The 15931-nt window shown below is 66.2% G+C and carries 12 protein-coding genes and 3 tRNA genes; 4 read left to right on the forward strand and 11 right to left on the reverse strand.

Annotated elements, in window-relative coordinates; translation table 11 throughout:
* Positions 1-45 precede the first annotated feature (45 nt).
* From lepA to L2Y94_RS12820, 6 genes are all read right to left on the reverse strand, one after another.
* Entirely contained in the window at positions 46-1836 is a 1791-nt protein-coding gene (gene lepA, locus L2Y94_RS12795; RefSeq protein WP_247367061.1) for a translation elongation factor 4, read from the reverse strand.
* Between the two features lie 128 nt (positions 1837-1964).
* Positions 1965-3407 carry a Do family serine endopeptidase gene (locus L2Y94_RS12800; RefSeq protein WP_247367062.1) on the reverse strand — a complete coding sequence of 481 codons (1443 nt, stop codon included), beginning with the start codon at positions 3405-3407 and terminating at the stop codon, positions 1965-1967.
* A 120-nt stretch (positions 3408-3527) separates the two neighbouring features.
* The gene (locus L2Y94_RS12805) at positions 3528-4193 is read right to left on the reverse strand and encodes a sigma-E factor negative regulatory protein (RefSeq protein WP_247367063.1); all 666 of its coding nucleotides are present in this window, start codon (positions 4191-4193) and stop codon (positions 3528-3530) included.
* Entirely contained in the window at positions 4190-4786 is a 597-nt protein-coding gene (gene rpoE / locus L2Y94_RS12810; protein WP_247367064.1) for an RNA polymerase sigma factor RpoE, read from the reverse strand. The genes L2Y94_RS12805 and rpoE overlap by 4 nt, the downstream gene beginning before the upstream one ends.
* A gap of 130 nt (positions 4787-4916) precedes the next feature.
* Complete coding sequence (locus L2Y94_RS12815; protein WP_247367065.1) at positions 4917-7448, reverse strand: putative bifunctional diguanylate cyclase/phosphodiesterase; 2532 nt, start codon at positions 7446-7448, stop codon at positions 4917-4919.
* A gap of 6 nt (positions 7449-7454) precedes the next feature.
* Positions 7455-7937: a hypothetical protein gene (locus tag L2Y94_RS12820; protein WP_144909081.1), complete on the reverse strand. Its 483-nt coding sequence runs from the start codon at positions 7935-7937 to the stop codon at positions 7455-7457.
* A 159-nt stretch (positions 7938-8096) separates the two neighbouring features.
* Between L2Y94_RS12820 and L2Y94_RS12825 the strand changes: the two genes are divergently transcribed.
* Positions 8097-10154: a 3-hydroxyacyl-CoA dehydrogenase NAD-binding domain-containing protein gene (locus L2Y94_RS12825; RefSeq protein WP_247367066.1), complete on the forward strand. Its 2058-nt coding sequence runs from the start codon at positions 8097-8099 to the stop codon at positions 10152-10154.
* Between the two features lie 111 nt (positions 10155-10265).
* Here the strand turns inward: L2Y94_RS12825 and L2Y94_RS12830 are convergent, their stop codons facing one another.
* The 5 genes from L2Y94_RS12830 to L2Y94_RS12850 form a co-directional block, all read right to left on the reverse strand.
* A complete protein-coding gene (locus L2Y94_RS12830) occupies positions 10266-10898 on the reverse strand; it encodes a DUF2058 family protein (protein ID WP_247367067.1) in 633 nt (210 codons plus the stop codon).
* Between the two features lie 22 nt (positions 10899-10920).
* On the reverse strand, positions 10921-11133 hold the full coding sequence (locus L2Y94_RS12835) for a SlyX family protein (RefSeq protein ID WP_144909087.1): 213 nt from the start codon (positions 11131-11133) through the stop codon (positions 10921-10923).
* Positions 11126-12475 carry a UDP-glucose dehydrogenase family protein gene (locus tag L2Y94_RS12840; RefSeq protein WP_247367069.1) on the reverse strand — a complete coding sequence of 450 codons (1350 nt, stop codon included), beginning with the start codon at positions 12473-12475 and terminating at the stop codon, positions 11126-11128. Before L2Y94_RS12840 ends, L2Y94_RS12835 begins: the two co-directional genes overlap by 8 nt.
* 135 nt (positions 12476-12610) lie before the next feature.
* On the reverse strand, positions 12611-13411 hold the full coding sequence (locus L2Y94_RS12845) for an FKBP-type peptidyl-prolyl cis-trans isomerase (protein WP_247367076.1): 801 nt from the start codon (positions 13409-13411) through the stop codon (positions 12611-12613).
* Positions 13412-13572: 161 nt separating this feature from the next.
* On the reverse strand, positions 13573-15333 hold the full coding sequence (locus L2Y94_RS12850; protein ID WP_247367077.1) for a cation:proton antiporter: 1761 nt from the start codon (positions 15331-15333) through the stop codon (positions 13573-13575).
* Between the two features lie 254 nt (positions 15334-15587).
* Between L2Y94_RS12850 and L2Y94_RS12855 the strand changes: the two genes are divergently transcribed.
* From L2Y94_RS12855 to L2Y94_RS12865, 3 genes are all read left to right on the forward strand, one after another.
* Positions 15588-15663, forward strand: a tRNA-Ala gene (locus L2Y94_RS12855).
* Positions 15664-15674: 11 nt separating this feature from the next.
* Positions 15675-15750 (forward strand) — tRNA-Glu (locus tag L2Y94_RS12860).
* A 69-nt stretch (positions 15751-15819) separates the two neighbouring features.
* Positions 15820-15896 (forward strand) — tRNA-Asp (locus tag L2Y94_RS12865).
* The last annotated feature ends 35 nt before the right edge of the window (positions 15897-15931 follow it).

A 15931-nucleotide genomic window follows, 5' to 3' on the forward strand; every position in this document is an offset into this window, starting at 1 on the left:
GCGCCGGGTTTCCATGTGTGAAACGTCATGCCGCCGGGGTGGCGTTTACTTGTCCACCTTCAGCACCGCCAGGAAGGCTTCCTGTGGGATCTCCACGCTGCCGACCTGCTTCATGCGCTTCTTGCCTTCCTTCTGCTTTTCGAGAAGTTTCTTCTTTCGCGATACGTCGCCGCCGTAGCACTTGGCCAGCACGTTCTTGCGCAGGGCCTTCACCGTCGAGCGGGCGATCACCGCCGCACCGATGGCGGCCTGGATCGCCACATCGAACTGCTGGCGGGGGATCAGATCTTTCATGCGTTCGACCAGCTCGCGCCCGCGGCGGTCCGCGTGAGAGCGGTGCACGATGAGGCTCAGCGCGTCGACGCGATCGCCGTTGATGAGGATGTCCACGCGCACGAACGGGCCGGCATCGAAGCGCTCGAGGTGGTAGTCCATCGAGGCGTAGCCGCGGGACACCGACTTCAGGCGATCGAAGAAATCGAGCACCACCTCGGCCAGCGGCAGTTCGTAGGTCACCTGCACCTGGGTGGCCAGGTACTGGATGGAGCGCTGCACGCCGCGTTTCTCTTCGCACAGCTTGATCACGTTGCCGACGTAATCGGCCGGCGTGAGGACGTTGGCGACGATGATCGGCTCGCGGATCTCGGCGATGGTCTGCGGCGGAGGCAGCTTGGCCGGGTTGTCGAGCTCGATGACGGTGCCGTCGGTCTTGGCCACCTCGTAGACCACGGTGGGCGCCGTGGTGATGAGGTCGAGGTCGTACTCGCGCTCGAGGCGTTCCTGCACGATCTCCATGTGCAGCATGCCAAGGAATCCGCAGCGGAAGCCGAAGCCCATGGCTTCGGAGCTTTCCGGTTCGAAGAACATGGCGGCGTCGTTGAGGCGCAGCTTGTCGAGGGCTTCGCGCAGCGCCGGGTAGTCGTCGGCCGAGACCGGGAACAGGCCCGCGAAGACGCGCGGCTGCATGGTCTGGAAGCCCGGCAGGGGCTCCTCGGCCGGCTTGCCGGCGTGAGTGAGCGTATCGCCCACGGGCGCACCGTGCACATCCTTGATGGAGGCGTTGATCCAGCCCACTTCGCCCGCCGACAGCTTTTCGAGCTTCTTGCGTTTCGGGGTGAACACGCCGACGTCGTCGACCAGGTGGGTGCGCCCCGTGGACATCACCAGGATCTTGTCGCCGGGGCGGATCTCGCCCTGCATCACGCGCACCAGCGAGACCACGCCCAGGTAGTTGTCGAACCAGGAGTCGATGATCAGCGCCTGCAGCTTGTCGGTGCCACGGGGCTTCGGCGCGGGGATGCGATGGATGATCGCCTCGAGTACCTCGATGACGTTCTGGCCGGTCTTGGCGCTCACGGGGATCGCGTCGCTGGCGTCCAGTCCGATCACGGCCTCGATCTCGGCCTTGGCCTTCTCCACGTCGGCGGTGGGCAGGTCGATCTTGTTTAGCACCGGGATGACCTCGAGGCCCTGCTCGATCGCCGTATAGCAGTTGGCGACCGACTGGGCCTCGACGCCCTGCGCCGCGTCGACCACGAGCAAGGCACCCTCGCAGGCGGACAGCGAACGGCTCACCTCGTAGGAGAAGTCGACGTGGCCGGGGGTGTCGATGAAATTGAGCTGGTAGGTCTTGCCGTCACGCGCCTTGTAGGGCAGCGAGACCGACTGGGCCTTGATGGTGATGCCACGCTCGCGCTCGATCGGGTTGTTGTCGAGCACCTGCGCTTCCATTTCGCGCTCGGACAGGCCTCCGCACAACTGGATGATGCGGTCGGCCAGGGTCGACTTGCCGTGGTCGATGTGGGCAATGATGGAGAAGTTGCGGATGAGTTCCATGGAGCGCCGTGGTCACGTTCACCATCGCTCGCGGCGCGAACGACGCGCGCCGGCCCATCCGGGCCGACGCTAATCCCGCATTATCGCATGGAAGGCCACCCGCCGCCGACCGGAGGGTGGCCCGTGTTTCAGCGATCGCTGGGTACGGTGATTCCCACGAACCGGGTGGCATCGTCGCGGCGGATCAGCAGCATGGCCGTATCGCCCGGCTTGACCCCCTTGGTGGCCTCGCGGAAGGCCGCGGCAGTGCCGACGCGCTTCTGGTTGACCATGAGCACGATGTCGCCCGACTGCAGGCCGGCCGCCTGAGCCGCCCGGCCGGAAATCTTGCTCACCACCACGCCCTCGCCTGCTTTCAGGCCCAGTTCCGAACGGGTGGAGGCGTCGATGTCCTGGACCGACATGCCCAGGGCGGCGGCCGAGCCGCCCGCCGAATCGCCACCGGACGACGCGGCCGCCAAGGCGTCCTTGTCACGCGGCAGTTCGCCGACCTTCACGTCGACGGTCTGCTTCTTTCCGTCGCGCAGGATCTCTACCTTGGCATTCGAGCCCGGCTTGGTCATGCCCACCAGCGGCGGCAGGTCGGCCGACTGCATGATCGGCGTGCCATTGAACGAGAGGATGACGTCACCCTGCTTCAGCCCGGCCTTGTCCGCACCACTGCCGGCCGTGACCTGCGCCACCAGCGCGCCGCTGGCGGTGGGCAGGTCGAGGTTCTTCACGAACTCGTCGACCGGCTGCACGGTGACGCCCAGCATGCCCCGGGAGACGTAGCCCTTTTCCTTGATCTGCTGCACCGCGTTCATCGCGACGTCGATGGGAATCGAGAACGACAGGCCCTGGTAGCCGCCGGAGGTGGAGTAGATCTGCGAATTGATGCCGATGACCTGGCCCTGCAGATTGAACAGCGGACCGCCCGAATTACCCCGGTTGATCGGCACGTCGGTCTGGATGAACGAGGTATACGGCTGGTCGCCGCTGCCGAGGTTGCGGCCCACGGCGCTGATGATGCCGTGGGTTACCGTGGCGTCCAGGCCGAACGGCGAGCCGATGGCCAGGGCCCACTGGCCGCGCTTCACCGAGCGCGAATCGCCGATGGTGACGGTGGGCAACGCGCTGGCATCCACCTTGAGCAACGCGATGTCGTACTGCGGGTCTTCACCCACCACCTTGGCCGTGAACGAACGACGGTCCTGGAGACGGACCTTCACCTCGTCGGCGCCGTCGACGACGTGGTCGTTGGTGAGGATGTACCCGTCGGCCGAGATGATGAAGCCCGAGCCCAGCGAGGTCTGCTCGCGGGGCTGCATGGGCATGCCCGGCATCCCGGGCATGCCGAAGAAACGGCGGAGCAGTTCGTCCTGGTCCTGGTCGTCGGGCGCGGTCTTCGGCGAGCCGGTGCGCCCCTTGGCGCGATGCGCCGCTCCGGTGGTCTTCGCCTCCACGTGGACGACCGCGGGGGCGTACTTGTCGACGATCCCGGTGAAGTCCGGCAGCGATTGCGCCTGCGCACCCGTCGCCGCCACGACCAGGGCGCCGCCCAGAAGCGCGCGTACATGCCAGAAAGCCATCGTTTTCCTCCTTTTTAAGCCACGGCTGCCCGTGCGGAGCATGCCGCACGGATCGTTACGAAACGGGGGTGATCGAGCGGCGCGCCGTGGACGCACGGCGCGCTGGGAAAGCCAGGTGCCTCAGCGGGCCTGAGGCGCGGCAACCGGTGCCACATAACGGCTACCATCGGGCCGGATCAGCAGCATGTAGGGGCTGTTGTCTGGCGCCTGAGCAGCGGCACGGGTACGGTGGATCTGATAGGGCGTGGACCGCGGCAGATAGACCGCGCCGTCGTCGCCCGGCCCTTCGAAAGCGGCCTTCTGCGTGAACTGCGACGCCATGTTGCCGCCGCTGAGCCATTGCGGCGCCACTGGCGCCTGGGCGGTCTCGCGCGCGATATCGGCTACTTGCGCGACGCTCTCGGGGGCTGGGCTGGCAGCCCGCGATGCAACCTGCGGCGCACCGGCGGAGCCGCTGCCCGAGGGCTGGGAAAGCATGAGGGCCGCCACGGCGACGCTGGCGGCGATCGCACCGCCCGCCGACCACTGCAGCCAACGGCGCCGCGGCGCACCCGCGGGAGCGGTGGCGACTTCGGCTTCGATGGCGGCCATGACCCGACTGGCGAAATCCCGGGATACCGGCGGCACCGTTTGGCCGCGCAGGCCGTCACGGCCCAGGTGATAGCGCGACCATGCCTCCGAAAGGCCTTGGTCGGCTTCCAGGCGCCGCAGCAGGAAGCGGATTTCCTCCCGTGACAGCTCTCCGTCCATACCGGCGGAGAGAAATTCCCGATTGGCTTCGCTCATTGGGTTTTGTCCTCGCGGTCGGAAAGCAATGGCCGCAGTTTTTCGTCGATGGCCTCGCGGGCCCTGAAGATACGCGAACGGACGGTGCCGATGGGGCAATCCATGATGGCGGCGATTTCCTCGTAACTCTTGCCGTCCACCTCGCGCAGGGTGATCGCGGCCCGAAGCTCCTCGGGCAGGGCTTGGACAGTGGAAAACACCGTTTGTTCCACCTGTTCGCGCATGAGTTCACGTTCGGGGGTGGCGCTTTCGTGCATCCGGGTGGCCCCTGGCACGTAGACGGCATCCTCGATGTCGATGTCTCCCGTGGGAGGGCGCCGGCCCATGGCGACGAGGTGATTCTTGGCCGTGTTCACGGCGATCTTGTACAGCCAGGTGTAGAAGGCGCTCTCGCCACGGAAGGAGCCGAGCGCACGCCACGCGCGCACGAAAGCCTCCTGGGCGATGTCTTCGCATTCGGTCCAGTCATGGACGTAGCGGGAGATCAGCGCGACCACCTTGTGCTGATACTTGCGGACAAGCAGGTCGAATGCGCGCCGGTCACCCTGTTGCACGCGTTCGACAAGTGCTTGATCCAGTTCGTTTTCGCCCATCCGGGCCGTCTCCTTAACTCTTCAGGGGCCAGTCGCGGGCGCAAATGAGACAAAAGCCGACGACGCAAGTTCACCGCGCCGGCCATTCCCAGGGAAAATATGCGGATCGCGCCCGCCACCTCAACCCGGCTTACGCCGGCGCAACCGAACGCCCCTCGCTGACGAGGCGCTCCCGCTCGGCCAGCAGCTTGTCGAAAGTGAGCGTGGGCAAGGGCCTGCAGAACAGGTAGCCCTGCAATTCGTCGCAGCCCTGTGCGCGAAGGAACTGCAGATGCTCCTCGACCTCGACCCCCTCGGCCACCACCCCGCGCTTGAGACGATGCGCCATCTCGATGGTGGAACGCACGATCGCCTCGTCGTCGGGATCGACGCCGATATTACGCACGAAGCTCTGGTCGATCTTGATCCGGTCGGCGGGCAGGCGGCGCAGGTAGTCGAGCGAGGCCGCGCCCGTGCCGAAGTCGTCGATGGCGATACGGCAACCCAGTGCATGCAGCGCACCGAGCCGTTCCTCGAGATCGGGCACGGTCTTGACGCTGATGCTCTCCGTCACCTCGAGCTCCAGCAGCGACGGGCTCAGCCCCGTCTGGCGCAACGCCGCGGCGACATCGTCAGCGAGGTCGGCCTGCATCAACTGCACCGCCGAAAGATTGACGCCCAGGCGCAGGCCCAGTCCGTAGCGGTCTTCCCAGACCTTGGCCTGCTGGCACGCCGTGCGCAGCACCCATTCGCCGATGGGCACGATGAGACCGGTGGCCTCGGCCATGGGGATGAAGAATGCCGGGCTGATCATGCCCAGTTCGGGATGCTCCCAGCGCACCAGGGCTTCCATGCCGACGATGTCCTCGCTCACCGCGTCGACCTGCGGCTGGTAGAACACCCTCAGTTCGCCGTTGCGCACCGCATGGCGAAGGCGCGACTTCAGTTCGATCTGCTGCTGCTGCGACGCATCGAGATTGACCGCGTAGACCTGGTAGTTGTTGCGACCCAGGCTCTTGGCGCCGTACATGGCCTCGTCGGCGTGATGGAGCAACATATCGCCCTCCACCGCGTCGTCGGGGAAGAAGGCGATGCCGATGGATACCGTTACCTGAAGTTCGGAGCCGTCGCCGAGGTCGAGCGGCACTTCCATGGCCTGCACCACCTTCTCGGCGATGCGCTGCACGTCGTCGCGCTTGACGATGTGCCGCAGGATCATCGTGAATTCGTCGCCGGCGTATCGCGCCACGGTATCCGAGCCGCGCACGCTCGACCGCAGGCGGCGCGCCACGGCGGACAGCACCTGGTCGCCCGCCGCGTGGCCCAGGGTGTCGTTGATGCCCTTGAAGCGGTCCAGGTCGATCATCAGCGTGGCGAAACATTCGCCCGTGCGCTCGGCCTCGCGAATGGTGGTGTCCAGGCGATCGTCGAACAGCAGGCGGTTGGGCAGCCCCGTCAGCGGATCGATCAGGCCCCGGGCCCGGCCCTGTTCACGGCTTCGCCGCAGCTCCAGCGCCGCGGCGAAGCGCGCGCCGACGGCGCGCAAGGCCACTTCGAGCATGCGGCCCGCACCGCCGTGGCGGCGGCTGCCGGCGAGCATCGCCCCGAACACGTTGTGCCGTTCGTCGAGCAGGGGGACAAAGGCGAAAGCGTGCAACCCCAGCGCTTCGACCAGCGGATCGGCCAGGGAAATGCCCTGCCCTTCGACCAGCTGCGACAGCGTTTCGCCGCCGAGGCACAGCTTCAGGAGCGAAATATCGGCCGCTTCCGCCCATTCGACCTGCTCGCCGCCGTTCCACACGCGGGCCACCAGCTCGGGATCGTGATCGCTTTCGGGAAAGGCCGACCATACCGCCAGCACGTCCAGGCCAAGGGCATCGGCCACCTTCGCGGCCGTGGCGTTCATGCCTTCGTCGTCGGCGGGAAAGGCATCGAGCTCGGCCAGCAACGCCAACGCGCGATCGGCCACGTGGCTTACGCGCAGGTCGCGAAACGCCACGCCGATGCGGTGGTCGCCGCCGTTGACCAGGTGCCGCACGTCCACTTCGCCGGGAACGTCCCGCCCATCGGTCCGGCGGAGCACGCAAGGGTGGGCATCGCCGTCGGGCAACGGCCAGGACATACCGTCAGGGAGGGAAAAAAGCTCACCGAGCAGGCGTCCTTCCACGGGGCCGTCGCCCAGGCACAGCCGGTTCATCAACTCGCCGCTTTCGAGGATGCAGCCGTCGGGCGTGGTCGCCACGACCCAGGCCGCGCCGGCGTCGAAAGCGAAACGGTAGTCCGCCCCCGGGGGTGGCTCCGCCAGGGTGACCGGCGCCGGCGCGGCCATGGCCGCGCGCAGGCGAGGCACCAGTTCGTGCTCGACGGCGCTTTCGCGCAGCCAGTAGGCATGCCCTTCCGGCGTCAGGCCGGGAAGATCGTCGGCCACCAGGTAGACGATGGGCAAGGTCGCGTACGCGGCATGCGCACGCAGGATGCGCAGACCTTGGGCGAGGTCCTCGGTGCCATCGGCGGCGACCACCGCCACGTGCAGCGGCGGCGCGTCGGCGAGCAACGAGGTCAGCTGCTCCGCGTCGCGGGCGCTCAGCAGGAAGAAATCGCCTTCCACGTCGAGCGCATCGAAGATCGCGCGACGGATATCCCGGCGCGGCGTGAAAACGAGGATTCCCCTGGGGTCCGTCATACCCGTTCAGACCACCCAGCGCCCGTCGCGCAGGCGCGGCGTCGCCGACCTGGCGTGCCGATCGGCATCGACGACCACCACCTCGTCGCCCAGTCCGCCCAATTGGGCGGCCGTGGTGCCGAGGAGCACCACACGGCGCACATGGCCGGTCTGTGCCCGGGCCAATTGCCGCAACAGCGCACTGTCGGTCGCGCTGATGGGCCCGGACGGCACCTCGAGGAGGTACACGCCGAAGTGCAGGCTCTGCAGGATGTATCGAAGCGCGTCGCCCAGGCGCGCGCAGCCGGGAACGCGCATCTGCGCGTCACGCAGGCTCACCAGCCCTTCGCTCGCGCCCCATAGGTAGGCGGCCTGGCCGGTACGGCGGGCGACGAGACGGAACTGGTCCACCAGCGCGGCCAGGTCGGTGGTCTTGAGCGCCACCAGCGGCCCGGATGCCGACAGGATGCGTTCGAAGAGGTCGGTGCCTGCTTGCGGATCGACGGACATGGGCTCGGAAAAGGCAGAAATCCCTCAAAGTATCGAGCCAAATGCCCAAAGGCGCCAGCGCCTTGCGCGGAAAGGCCCGGCCACCATACGCGCCGGTATCTCGCATTCGTCCCGATGGGACGGTATGGTGGTGCGCTCACTCGCCACCGCACGACCGCCATGTTCGAAGGACTCCGATTCAAGCACTGGAAGACCAGCGTGGGCGACGACGGCATCGTCGTCCTGACGCTCGACCGCGAGGGCACCAGCGCCAACGCGATCTCCCGCGACGTGCTCGACGAGCTGGACACGCTCGTCGAACGCCTGGGCATCGAAAACCCGACCGGCGTGGTCATCCACTCGGCCAAGCGCTCCGGTTTCGCGGTGGGCGCGGACATCCGCGAATTCGTGGAATACGCGCAGACCGGCACCGTGCTGGAAACCATCGAGTACGGCCAGCGCGTCTTCGAGAACCTTGCCCGCCTTCCCTGCCCCACGGTCGCCGCGATCCACGGCGTCTGCCTGGGCGGAGGCGCCGAACTGGCCCTCGCCTGCCGCATGCGCATCGCGGCCGACGACGACGCCACCCGGATCGGCCTGCCCGAGGTGATGCTGGGCATCCACCCGGGCTGGGGCGGCAGCGCCCGCCTCCCGCGCCTCATTGGCGCGCCGGACGCGTTGCCGGCCATGCTCACGGGCAAGCCGTTCAACGCGCGTCGCGCCAAGGCCGTGGGCCTGGTCGACCGCCTGGCCCGTCCCGACGAACTTCTCGCCGAGGCACGCCATCTCGCCAAGCGTCCGCAGAAACGTCCCTTCGCCCAGCGTGCGAAGGCATGGGCCACGAACACCGCCCCCGCGCGGGCCATCCTGGCACCGATGGTGCGCAAGCAGACCGCCGCCAAGGTGCGCAAGGAGCATTACCCGGCGCCGTTCGCCCTCATCGATACCTGGGCCCGAGGCGGAGACGACATCCAGCAGCGCCTGAAGCTCGAGGCCCGGTCGGTGGCGAAGCTCGCCACCACGCCCACCGCCCGCAACCTCATCCGTATCTTCTTCCTGCAGGAGCGGCTCAAGGGCCTCGGCGGCGGCATCGAGCATGGCATCGAGCACGTGCACGTCGTCGGCGCGGGCACCATGGGTGGCGACATCGCCGCGTGGGCTGCGCTCAAGGGCTTCGAAGTCACGCTGCAAGACCGCGAACTGCGCTTCATCGAACCGGCGATCCAGCGGGCGAATACGCTGTTCGAAAAGAAGCTCAAGACACCCGCCAAGGTCGAAGCCGCCACCGCGCGCCTCCGCGCCGACGTCGAAGGCAGGGGCGTCGCCGACGCCGATCTCGCCATCGAGGCGATCTTCGAGAATCCCGAAGCGAAGCATGCGCTTTACGCGGCCATCGAGCCGCAGTTCCAGGCCGACGAGATCCTCGCCAGCAATACGTCGTCCATTCCGCTCGACGAACTGCGGCAGGGCCTGGTCGCGCCGCAACGCTTCCTGGGCCTGCACTTCTTCAATCCCGTGGCGCAGATGCCGCTCGTGGAAGTCGTCCGCCACGACCGGCTCGACGCCGACATCGAAAAACGTGCGCTCGCGTTCTGCAAGGCCATCGGCAAGCTTCCGGTACCGGTCAAGGGAACCCCGGGCTTCCTGGTCAACCGCATTCTCATGCCTTATCTCATGGAGGCCATGCGCCTCTATAACGAAGGCGTGCCGGGGCCGGTACTCGATCGCGAAGCGAAGAAATTCGGCATGCCGATGGGCCCGATCGAACTGGCCGACACCGTTGGCCTCGACGTCTGCGCCTCGGTGGGCAAGGAACTGGCACCGTTCCTGGGTCTCGAGGTGCCGCAAGGCCTCGAGGAAAAGCTTGCCGCGAACAAGCGCGGCAAGAAGGACGGCGAGGGTCTCTACGTCTGGAAGGACGGCAAGCCCGAGAAACCCGAGGTCGATCCGGACTACGTGCCGCCGTCCGACCTGCAGGACCGCATGATCCTGCCGATGGTCAACGAAGCCATCGCCTGCCTCGCGGAAAACGTGGTCGACGATGCCGACCTGCTGGACGCCGGCATCATCTTCGGCACCGGTTTCGCACCGTTCCGCGGCGGCCCCATCCAATACGTGCGCACCGAAGGCGTCGCCACGGTTCGCGAGCGGCTGGCGAAGCTCGAGCAGAAGCATGGGGCACGGTTCGCGGCGAAAGAAGGTTGGGACAATCCGGAACTCAAAACGCCTGTGGCCTAATCGCGAGCTTTATTCGCGGACAGGGTCCGCCCCCACCCTTCGGTAGCAAGCTTTCCTACCGAAGGGTGGGAGCGGCCCCTGTCGAATCCTACGAAGCGAAACGGCGCCGAGTCACCACATCAGGTCGTCAGGCACCCCGTCGTCCGACTCGCTCTTCGCATTCGGATCGACCATCAACGCGATGAACTCCGGCGCGATGCCGCGCAGTTCTTCCACCACCGCCTTGCTCACCACGAGATAGCGGCCGTTCTGCTGAACCACGCCCAGCTCACCCGCGTTGATCGCGGCCAGTTGCACGGCATCGACGTGGACCCGGCGAATCTTCTCGCCATACGGAAAGTGGCGCACGTGATCGGCCTCGGCGAGATTCAGCGCCTTGTCCTTCAGCAACGCTTCGACCTTGCGCTTTTTTTCCTTGCGCAAACGGGCCTGCTCGGCGGCCTCGGCTTCCGCCTTCTTGCGTTCGCTGGCCTCGGTCTGCGCACGGATGGCATACGCCTTGGCGAGGTCGATCTCGCCGTCCTTGCGTGGCGGACGCTGGCCACCCTGCGGCTTCGGGCCAGGGCCCTGCCCCGGGCGGCCACCTTGCTGCGGCTTGCCGCCATGGCGCGGATTCTTGCCCGCATACGGCTGACCGCTCGCGCCACCCTGCTTCTGAGGCGGCGGCGAGGACTTCCTTTTCTCTTCGCGGATCTCCTTGACGAGGCCGCTTTTCAACAACTGGTCGCGCAGGGACTCTGCCATGATCGGTAAGACTCGTTCGGTTTCAGTAATGCGGCGGCGGCGGCTCGGTAGCCGGATCGCTACCCAGGCCCGCGCGCATGTTGCCAAGGTCGGAACGCAGGTCGCGCACCGCCCGTTCCAGCAGATCGAGCCGGCGTGCGATCTCGGCATCCGCCGACGACAGGCCGTTGACCGTGTCGTCGATGAAGGCCAGGCGCACCTCCAGCTCCATCATGCGTTCGTCCAGCTCAGCCATGTTCGCGCCCCTTGAGGCTGCGGCCACGACCGATGCCGTAATAGGCGATGCCCGCTTCCTCCACCAGCGCGGGATCGTAAAGGTTGCGACCGTCGAAGATCACCGGCGTGGCCAGCAACGACTTCACGCGGGCGAAGTCCGGACTACGGAAGGCCTTCCACTCGGTGACGATCACCAGGGCGTCGGCCCCCTCGAGGGCTTCGTAAGGACGCCCAGCCAAGTAGAGGTCGGCGCGTTCGCCATAGATGCGACGGGTTTCGTCGGCGGCCTCGGGGTCGAAGGCGCGCACGTTCGCCCCGGCATCCCAGAGTTTCTCCATCAGACGGCGGCTCGATGCCTCGCGCATGTCGTCGGTGTTCGGCTTGAAGGCCAGGCCCCACACGGCGATGGTCAGCCCCTTCAGCTTGCCGCCGAAATGCGCCGAAAGCAGATCGAACAGCCGCGATTTCTGCGCATCGTTGACGGCTTCCACCGCGTCGAGAAGGCGTGCGTCGTAGCCCACCGCGTGGGCCGTGCGCGCCAGCGCCTGCACGTCTTTCGGAAAGCACGAACCGCCATAGCCCGCGCCGGGATAGATGAAGTGGTAACCGATGCGCGGGTCGGCGCCGATGCCCTGGCGCACGAGTTCGACGTCGGCGCCCACGCGCTCGGCGATGTTGGCGATCTCGTTCATGAAGCTGATCTTCGTCGCCAGCATCGCGTTGGCGGCGTACTTGGTCAGCTCGGCCGAACGCTCGTCCATCACCACCATGCGATCGTGATTGCGATTGAACGGCGCATAGAGCTTGCGCAACACGCCCACGGCCTTCGGGCTCGACGCGCCGACGACGATGCGATCGGGACGCATGCAATCCTCGACCGCATCGCCCTCCTTGAGGAATTCGGGATTGGAGACCACGTCGAACGGCACCGACGAACCACGCGCGGTCAACCGTTCCGCGATGGCCGCACGCACGCGATCGGCCGTACCGACGGGCACCGTCGATTTGTTGACCACCACGGTGTAACGATCGATGTGATCGCCGACGGTGCGCGCCACGGCCAGCACGTACTGGAGGTCGGCGCTGCCGTCCTCGTCGGGCGGGGTACCGACGGCGATGAACACGACGTCGCCGTGGTCGATGCCCTCGATCGCGTCCGTGGTGAAGCCGAGACGCCCTTCATCGTGGTTGCGCACCACCATCGGTTCGAGGCCGGGCTCGTAAATGGGAATGTCGCCCTGCTTCAGGCGCTCGACCTTCCCGGCATCCACGTCGACGCAAAGCACGTGGTTGCCCATTTCGGCGAGGCAGGTTCCGGTGACGAGACCGACGTAGCCGGTTCCGAAGATGGTGACTTTCATGAGGTTCCCGGGAAGGGCGACGCATGCGTCGTAACGACGAATTGTAAGCCGCCATCCCATGGGCGAAAAGAAAAACCACGAAAAAAAGGCGCGGATCGCTCCGCGCCTTTTTCGTGCAACCCAAACCGCAGGGGCTTAGTTGCCGCCCTTGTCCTGCACGGTCGGAGCCGCACCCGGGCCCTTGCCGGCCGGGGTCGGACCGGTCTTGACCAGCTCGACGTCGAAGATGATCGTCGCATTCGGCGGGAAGCCGTTTTCCGGCTTGGCGCCGTAGGCGATGTTCGACGGAATGAAGAGCTTGTACTTGCCGCCGACCTGCATCAGCTGCAGGCCCTCGCGGAAGCCCGGGATGACCGCGGCGAGCGGGATCTGGGCCGCACCCGGCGGCTGGTGGTCGGCCGACGAATCGAACTTCTGGCCGTTCACGAAGGTGCCGGTGTAGTTGATGGTGACCGTGTCGTTCGGACCCGGACGCTGGCCGGTACCGGCCTGGACCACCTGGTACTGCAGGCCCGAGGCGGTGACCTTCACGCCCGGGGCGGTCTTGTTCTTGGCCAGGAAGGCATCGCCTTCGGCCTTGTTCTGTGCGGCGACCTTGTTGTACTCGGCCTCGGCCTTGGTCTTCAGCTGGGCCACGAAGGCTTCACGCGTGGACTTGGCTTCCGCTTCGGACATGGTCGGCTTCTGGCCGGACAGCGCGGCCTGCAGGGCCTTGGCGACCGTGGCCGGGTCGACTTCCTGTGCCACGAGCGGCGGCAGCGAGCTGGCGAGATCCCAACCCACGACGTAGCTGGCCTTCTGCTTGTCGACCGAACCCGCGGCAGCGGCAGCCGGCTTGGCAGCGGGCTTGGCGGCCTGGGCGGATGCGCCCGCGGCCGTACCCAGCGCAACCGCCAGGGCGACGGCCGTCATCGTGGGACGCAAAAAGTGCTTCATTCGATACTCCCTCTTGGAAAGATTGGCGAGGCCGCCAGTACACCTCCGTGTGGAGGCAGAAACGCCATTGTGCGGTGGTTCGCGGCCAGCTTGCAATGACGGGCGAGAGACAGGGTTTCACGGCAAAAGTTCACCGGCCTTTCGTAAACGTGACGAAATAGTCATTCCTCGTGCCCATGCCCGGGTTTTTCCAGCGTGTCGCGCAGGGCCGCCTGCAGCCGGGCATGGACCTGCACCAGCACCCGCCAGAGCAGCCAGGTGAGCCCGATGCCGATCAGCACCAGCACGATGGCCACCTCGCGCGGCGGAAGGATCGTCGAGGCCAGGGCGGCTACCAGGAGGCCCAGGATCAGCATCGCCATCAGGGGGATGATCCGGCCCAGTACGGCCCGGATGGTGTAGGTGCGGGCGCCGAAACGGTCGGGAATGCTCAATTCCGCCAGCAGCATGCCCAGCGCCCCGGCCTTCCGGTAGGCGGCAACCACCATGGGCAGGGATAGCAGCGCCGCCACCGACCAGGCGAGGCTGCGCCGCACGTTGGGCTCGTCGCTGAACAGGTCCAGGTGGAGGAAGCCACGACGATAGGCGAAGGCCACGATGATGAAGACCGCGACCACCAGCACCATGTTGATCGCCACGTGCCAGACCAGCCGGCGGATCATCTTCATCACCATGGCGCCCTGCCCTTGCAGGCCGAGGTTGCCCATCCATTCCGTGTAGGCACCGAACACGCCGGTCACGCGCGCCGGCAGCACGCGGCCCAGAACGCCCGCCAGGGGTACGGAAGCGCGGATGAGGTAGGGCGTCAGGAAGGTGGTGATGGCCGACACCGCCACGGCCACGGGATAGAGGAAGCCGCTGGTCACCTTCAGGCTCAGTCCCAGGGAGGCGATGACGAAAGAGAACTCGCCGATCTGCGCCAGGCCCATGCCGACCCGCAGGGACGTGCGGCCGTCGTTGCCCGCGACGAAGCTGCCGAAACTGCATGTCACCACCTTGCCCACCACGACCGCGACGGTGACGATGGTGATCGGCCAGGCGTACTCGACCAGCAACGCCGGGTCGATGAGCATGCCGATGGCGACGAAGAAGATCGCGCTGAACATGTCGCGCACCGGCATGATGATCCGCTCGATGCGCGCCACGCTTTCGGACTCGGCCACGATCGCACCGATCATGAAGGCGCCCAGCGCCACGCTGTAGCCCAGTTCGGTCACCAGCAGGCAGAAGCCGAAGCAGATGCCGAGCACCGCCACGAGCAGCACGTCGTTACGGCTCACCCGCGCGATGTAGTCGACCACGCGAGGCACCAGCAGCAGGCCCACCACCAGCGACACCGCCATGAACAGGCCGAGCCTTCCCACCGCGGCCAGCGCCTGCCCCGTTTCCACGCCGCCCGTGCTGGCGATACCCGTGAGCAGCGCCATGAGCACGATGGCGAGCAGGTCTTCGACGATGAGGATGCCGAACATCAGTTGCGCGAAACGCTCGCGCTTGAGGTTCAGGTCTTCCAGCGCCTTCATGATGATGGTGGTCGAGGAGATCGACAGCATCGCGCCGAGGAAGATCGAATCCATCGCCGACCAGCCGAAGAAACGGCCGATCTCGTAGCCGATCCACACCATCAGCACGATCTCGGCGAAGGCGGCCACCAGGGCCGCCCCTCCGACCGCGCGCAGTTTCTTCAGGCTGAATTCCAGGCCCAGCGCGAACAGCAGCAGGATCACGCCCAGCTCGGAGAGCGTGCGGATCGTTTCTTCGTCGTGGATGAAGATGAAGGGAAAGGTATGCGGACCGATCAACAGGCCGGCGATGATGTAGCCGAGCACGACAGGCTGGCGCAGGCGCTGGAACAGCACCGTGGTGAGTCCGGCCACGAGCATGACCGTGGCGAGATCCTGGATGAAAACGAGCCCGTGCATGCCTGTCCTTTGAAGAATGTGGGAACAGGTTAACCCGTGGGCTGGCGTGGGAGCCGACTTTGTCGGCGACAACTTACGAAGCGGCGCTGCCGCATTGCCGACGAATCCTCCCACCGGGACCACCCGAGCGGTCCTTCATCCAAGTGCGCACCACTCATGGACATTCCCGACATGCCCGACATCGACGTTGAAAAAAATGTAACGAACGCTTGACGGGTTCGGCATTCGGCCGTAATCTTTGCGGCTTCCAGCAGGGGGCCATAGCTCAGCTGGGAGAGCGCCTGCATGGCATGCAGGAGGTCGCCGGTTCGATCCCGGCTGGCTCCACCAACTTCTAGTACGTCCCCATCGTCTAGAGGCCTAGGACATCACCCTTTCACGGTGGCGACCGGGGTTCGAATCCCCGTGGGGACGCCACTTCCTTAGTCCGCTAAGGAGTGAGAGTACTGAAGTTGGTTAGTGGTTGGAAGGTTTGAGAAGTAATTCGGAGCGGTAGTTCAGTCGGTTAGAATGCTGGCCTGTCACGCCGGAGGTCGCGGGTTCGAGTCCCGTCCGCTCCGCCATTACTTTCAAGAATCCGCCTGATGGGCGGATTTTT

The organism is Luteibacter aegosomatis, assembly GCF_023078455.1.
Lineage (GTDB): Bacteria > Pseudomonadota > Gammaproteobacteria > Xanthomonadales > Rhodanobacteraceae > Luteibacter > Luteibacter aegosomatis.

Coding starts and splice junctions, on each gene's coding strand:
- L2Y94_RS12825 (WP_247367066.1), top strand. CDS start 8,097: ATGTTCGAAGGACTCCGATTCAAGCACTGGAAGACCAGCGTGGGCGAC.
- L2Y94_RS12800 (WP_247367062.1), bottom strand. CDS start 3,407: ATGGCTTTCTGGCATGTACGCGCGCTTCTGGGCGGCGCCCTGGTCGTG.
- L2Y94_RS12815 (WP_247367065.1), bottom strand. CDS start 7,448: ATGACGGACCCCAGGGGAATCCTCGTTTTCACGCCGCGCCGGGATATC.
- L2Y94_RS12850 (WP_247367077.1), bottom strand. CDS start 15,333: ATGCACGGGCTCGTTTTCATCCAGGATCTCGCCACGGTCATGCTCGTG.
- rpoE (WP_247367064.1), bottom strand. CDS start 4,786: ATGGGCGAAAACGAACTGGATCAAGCACTTGTCGAACGCGTGCAACAG.
- L2Y94_RS12830 (WP_247367067.1), bottom strand. CDS start 10,898: ATGGCAGAGTCCCTGCGCGACCAGTTGTTGAAAAGCGGCCTCGTCAAG.
- L2Y94_RS12845 (WP_247367076.1), bottom strand. CDS start 13,411: ATGAAGCACTTTTTGCGTCCCACGATGACGGCCGTCGCCCTGGCGGTT.
- L2Y94_RS12820 (WP_144909081.1), bottom strand. CDS start 7,937: ATGTCCGTCGATCCGCAAGCAGGCACCGACCTCTTCGAACGCATCCTG.
- lepA (WP_247367061.1), bottom strand. CDS start 1,836: ATGGAACTCATCCGCAACTTCTCCATCATTGCCCACATCGACCACGGC.
- L2Y94_RS12805 (WP_247367063.1), bottom strand. CDS start 4,193: ATGAGCGAAGCCAATCGGGAATTTCTCTCCGCCGGTATGGACGGAGAG.
- L2Y94_RS12840 (WP_247367069.1), bottom strand. CDS start 12,475: ATGAAAGTCACCATCTTCGGAACCGGCTACGTCGGTCTCGTCACCGGA.
- L2Y94_RS12835 (WP_144909087.1), bottom strand. CDS start 11,133: ATGGCTGAGCTGGACGAACGCATGATGGAGCTGGAGGTGCGCCTGGCC.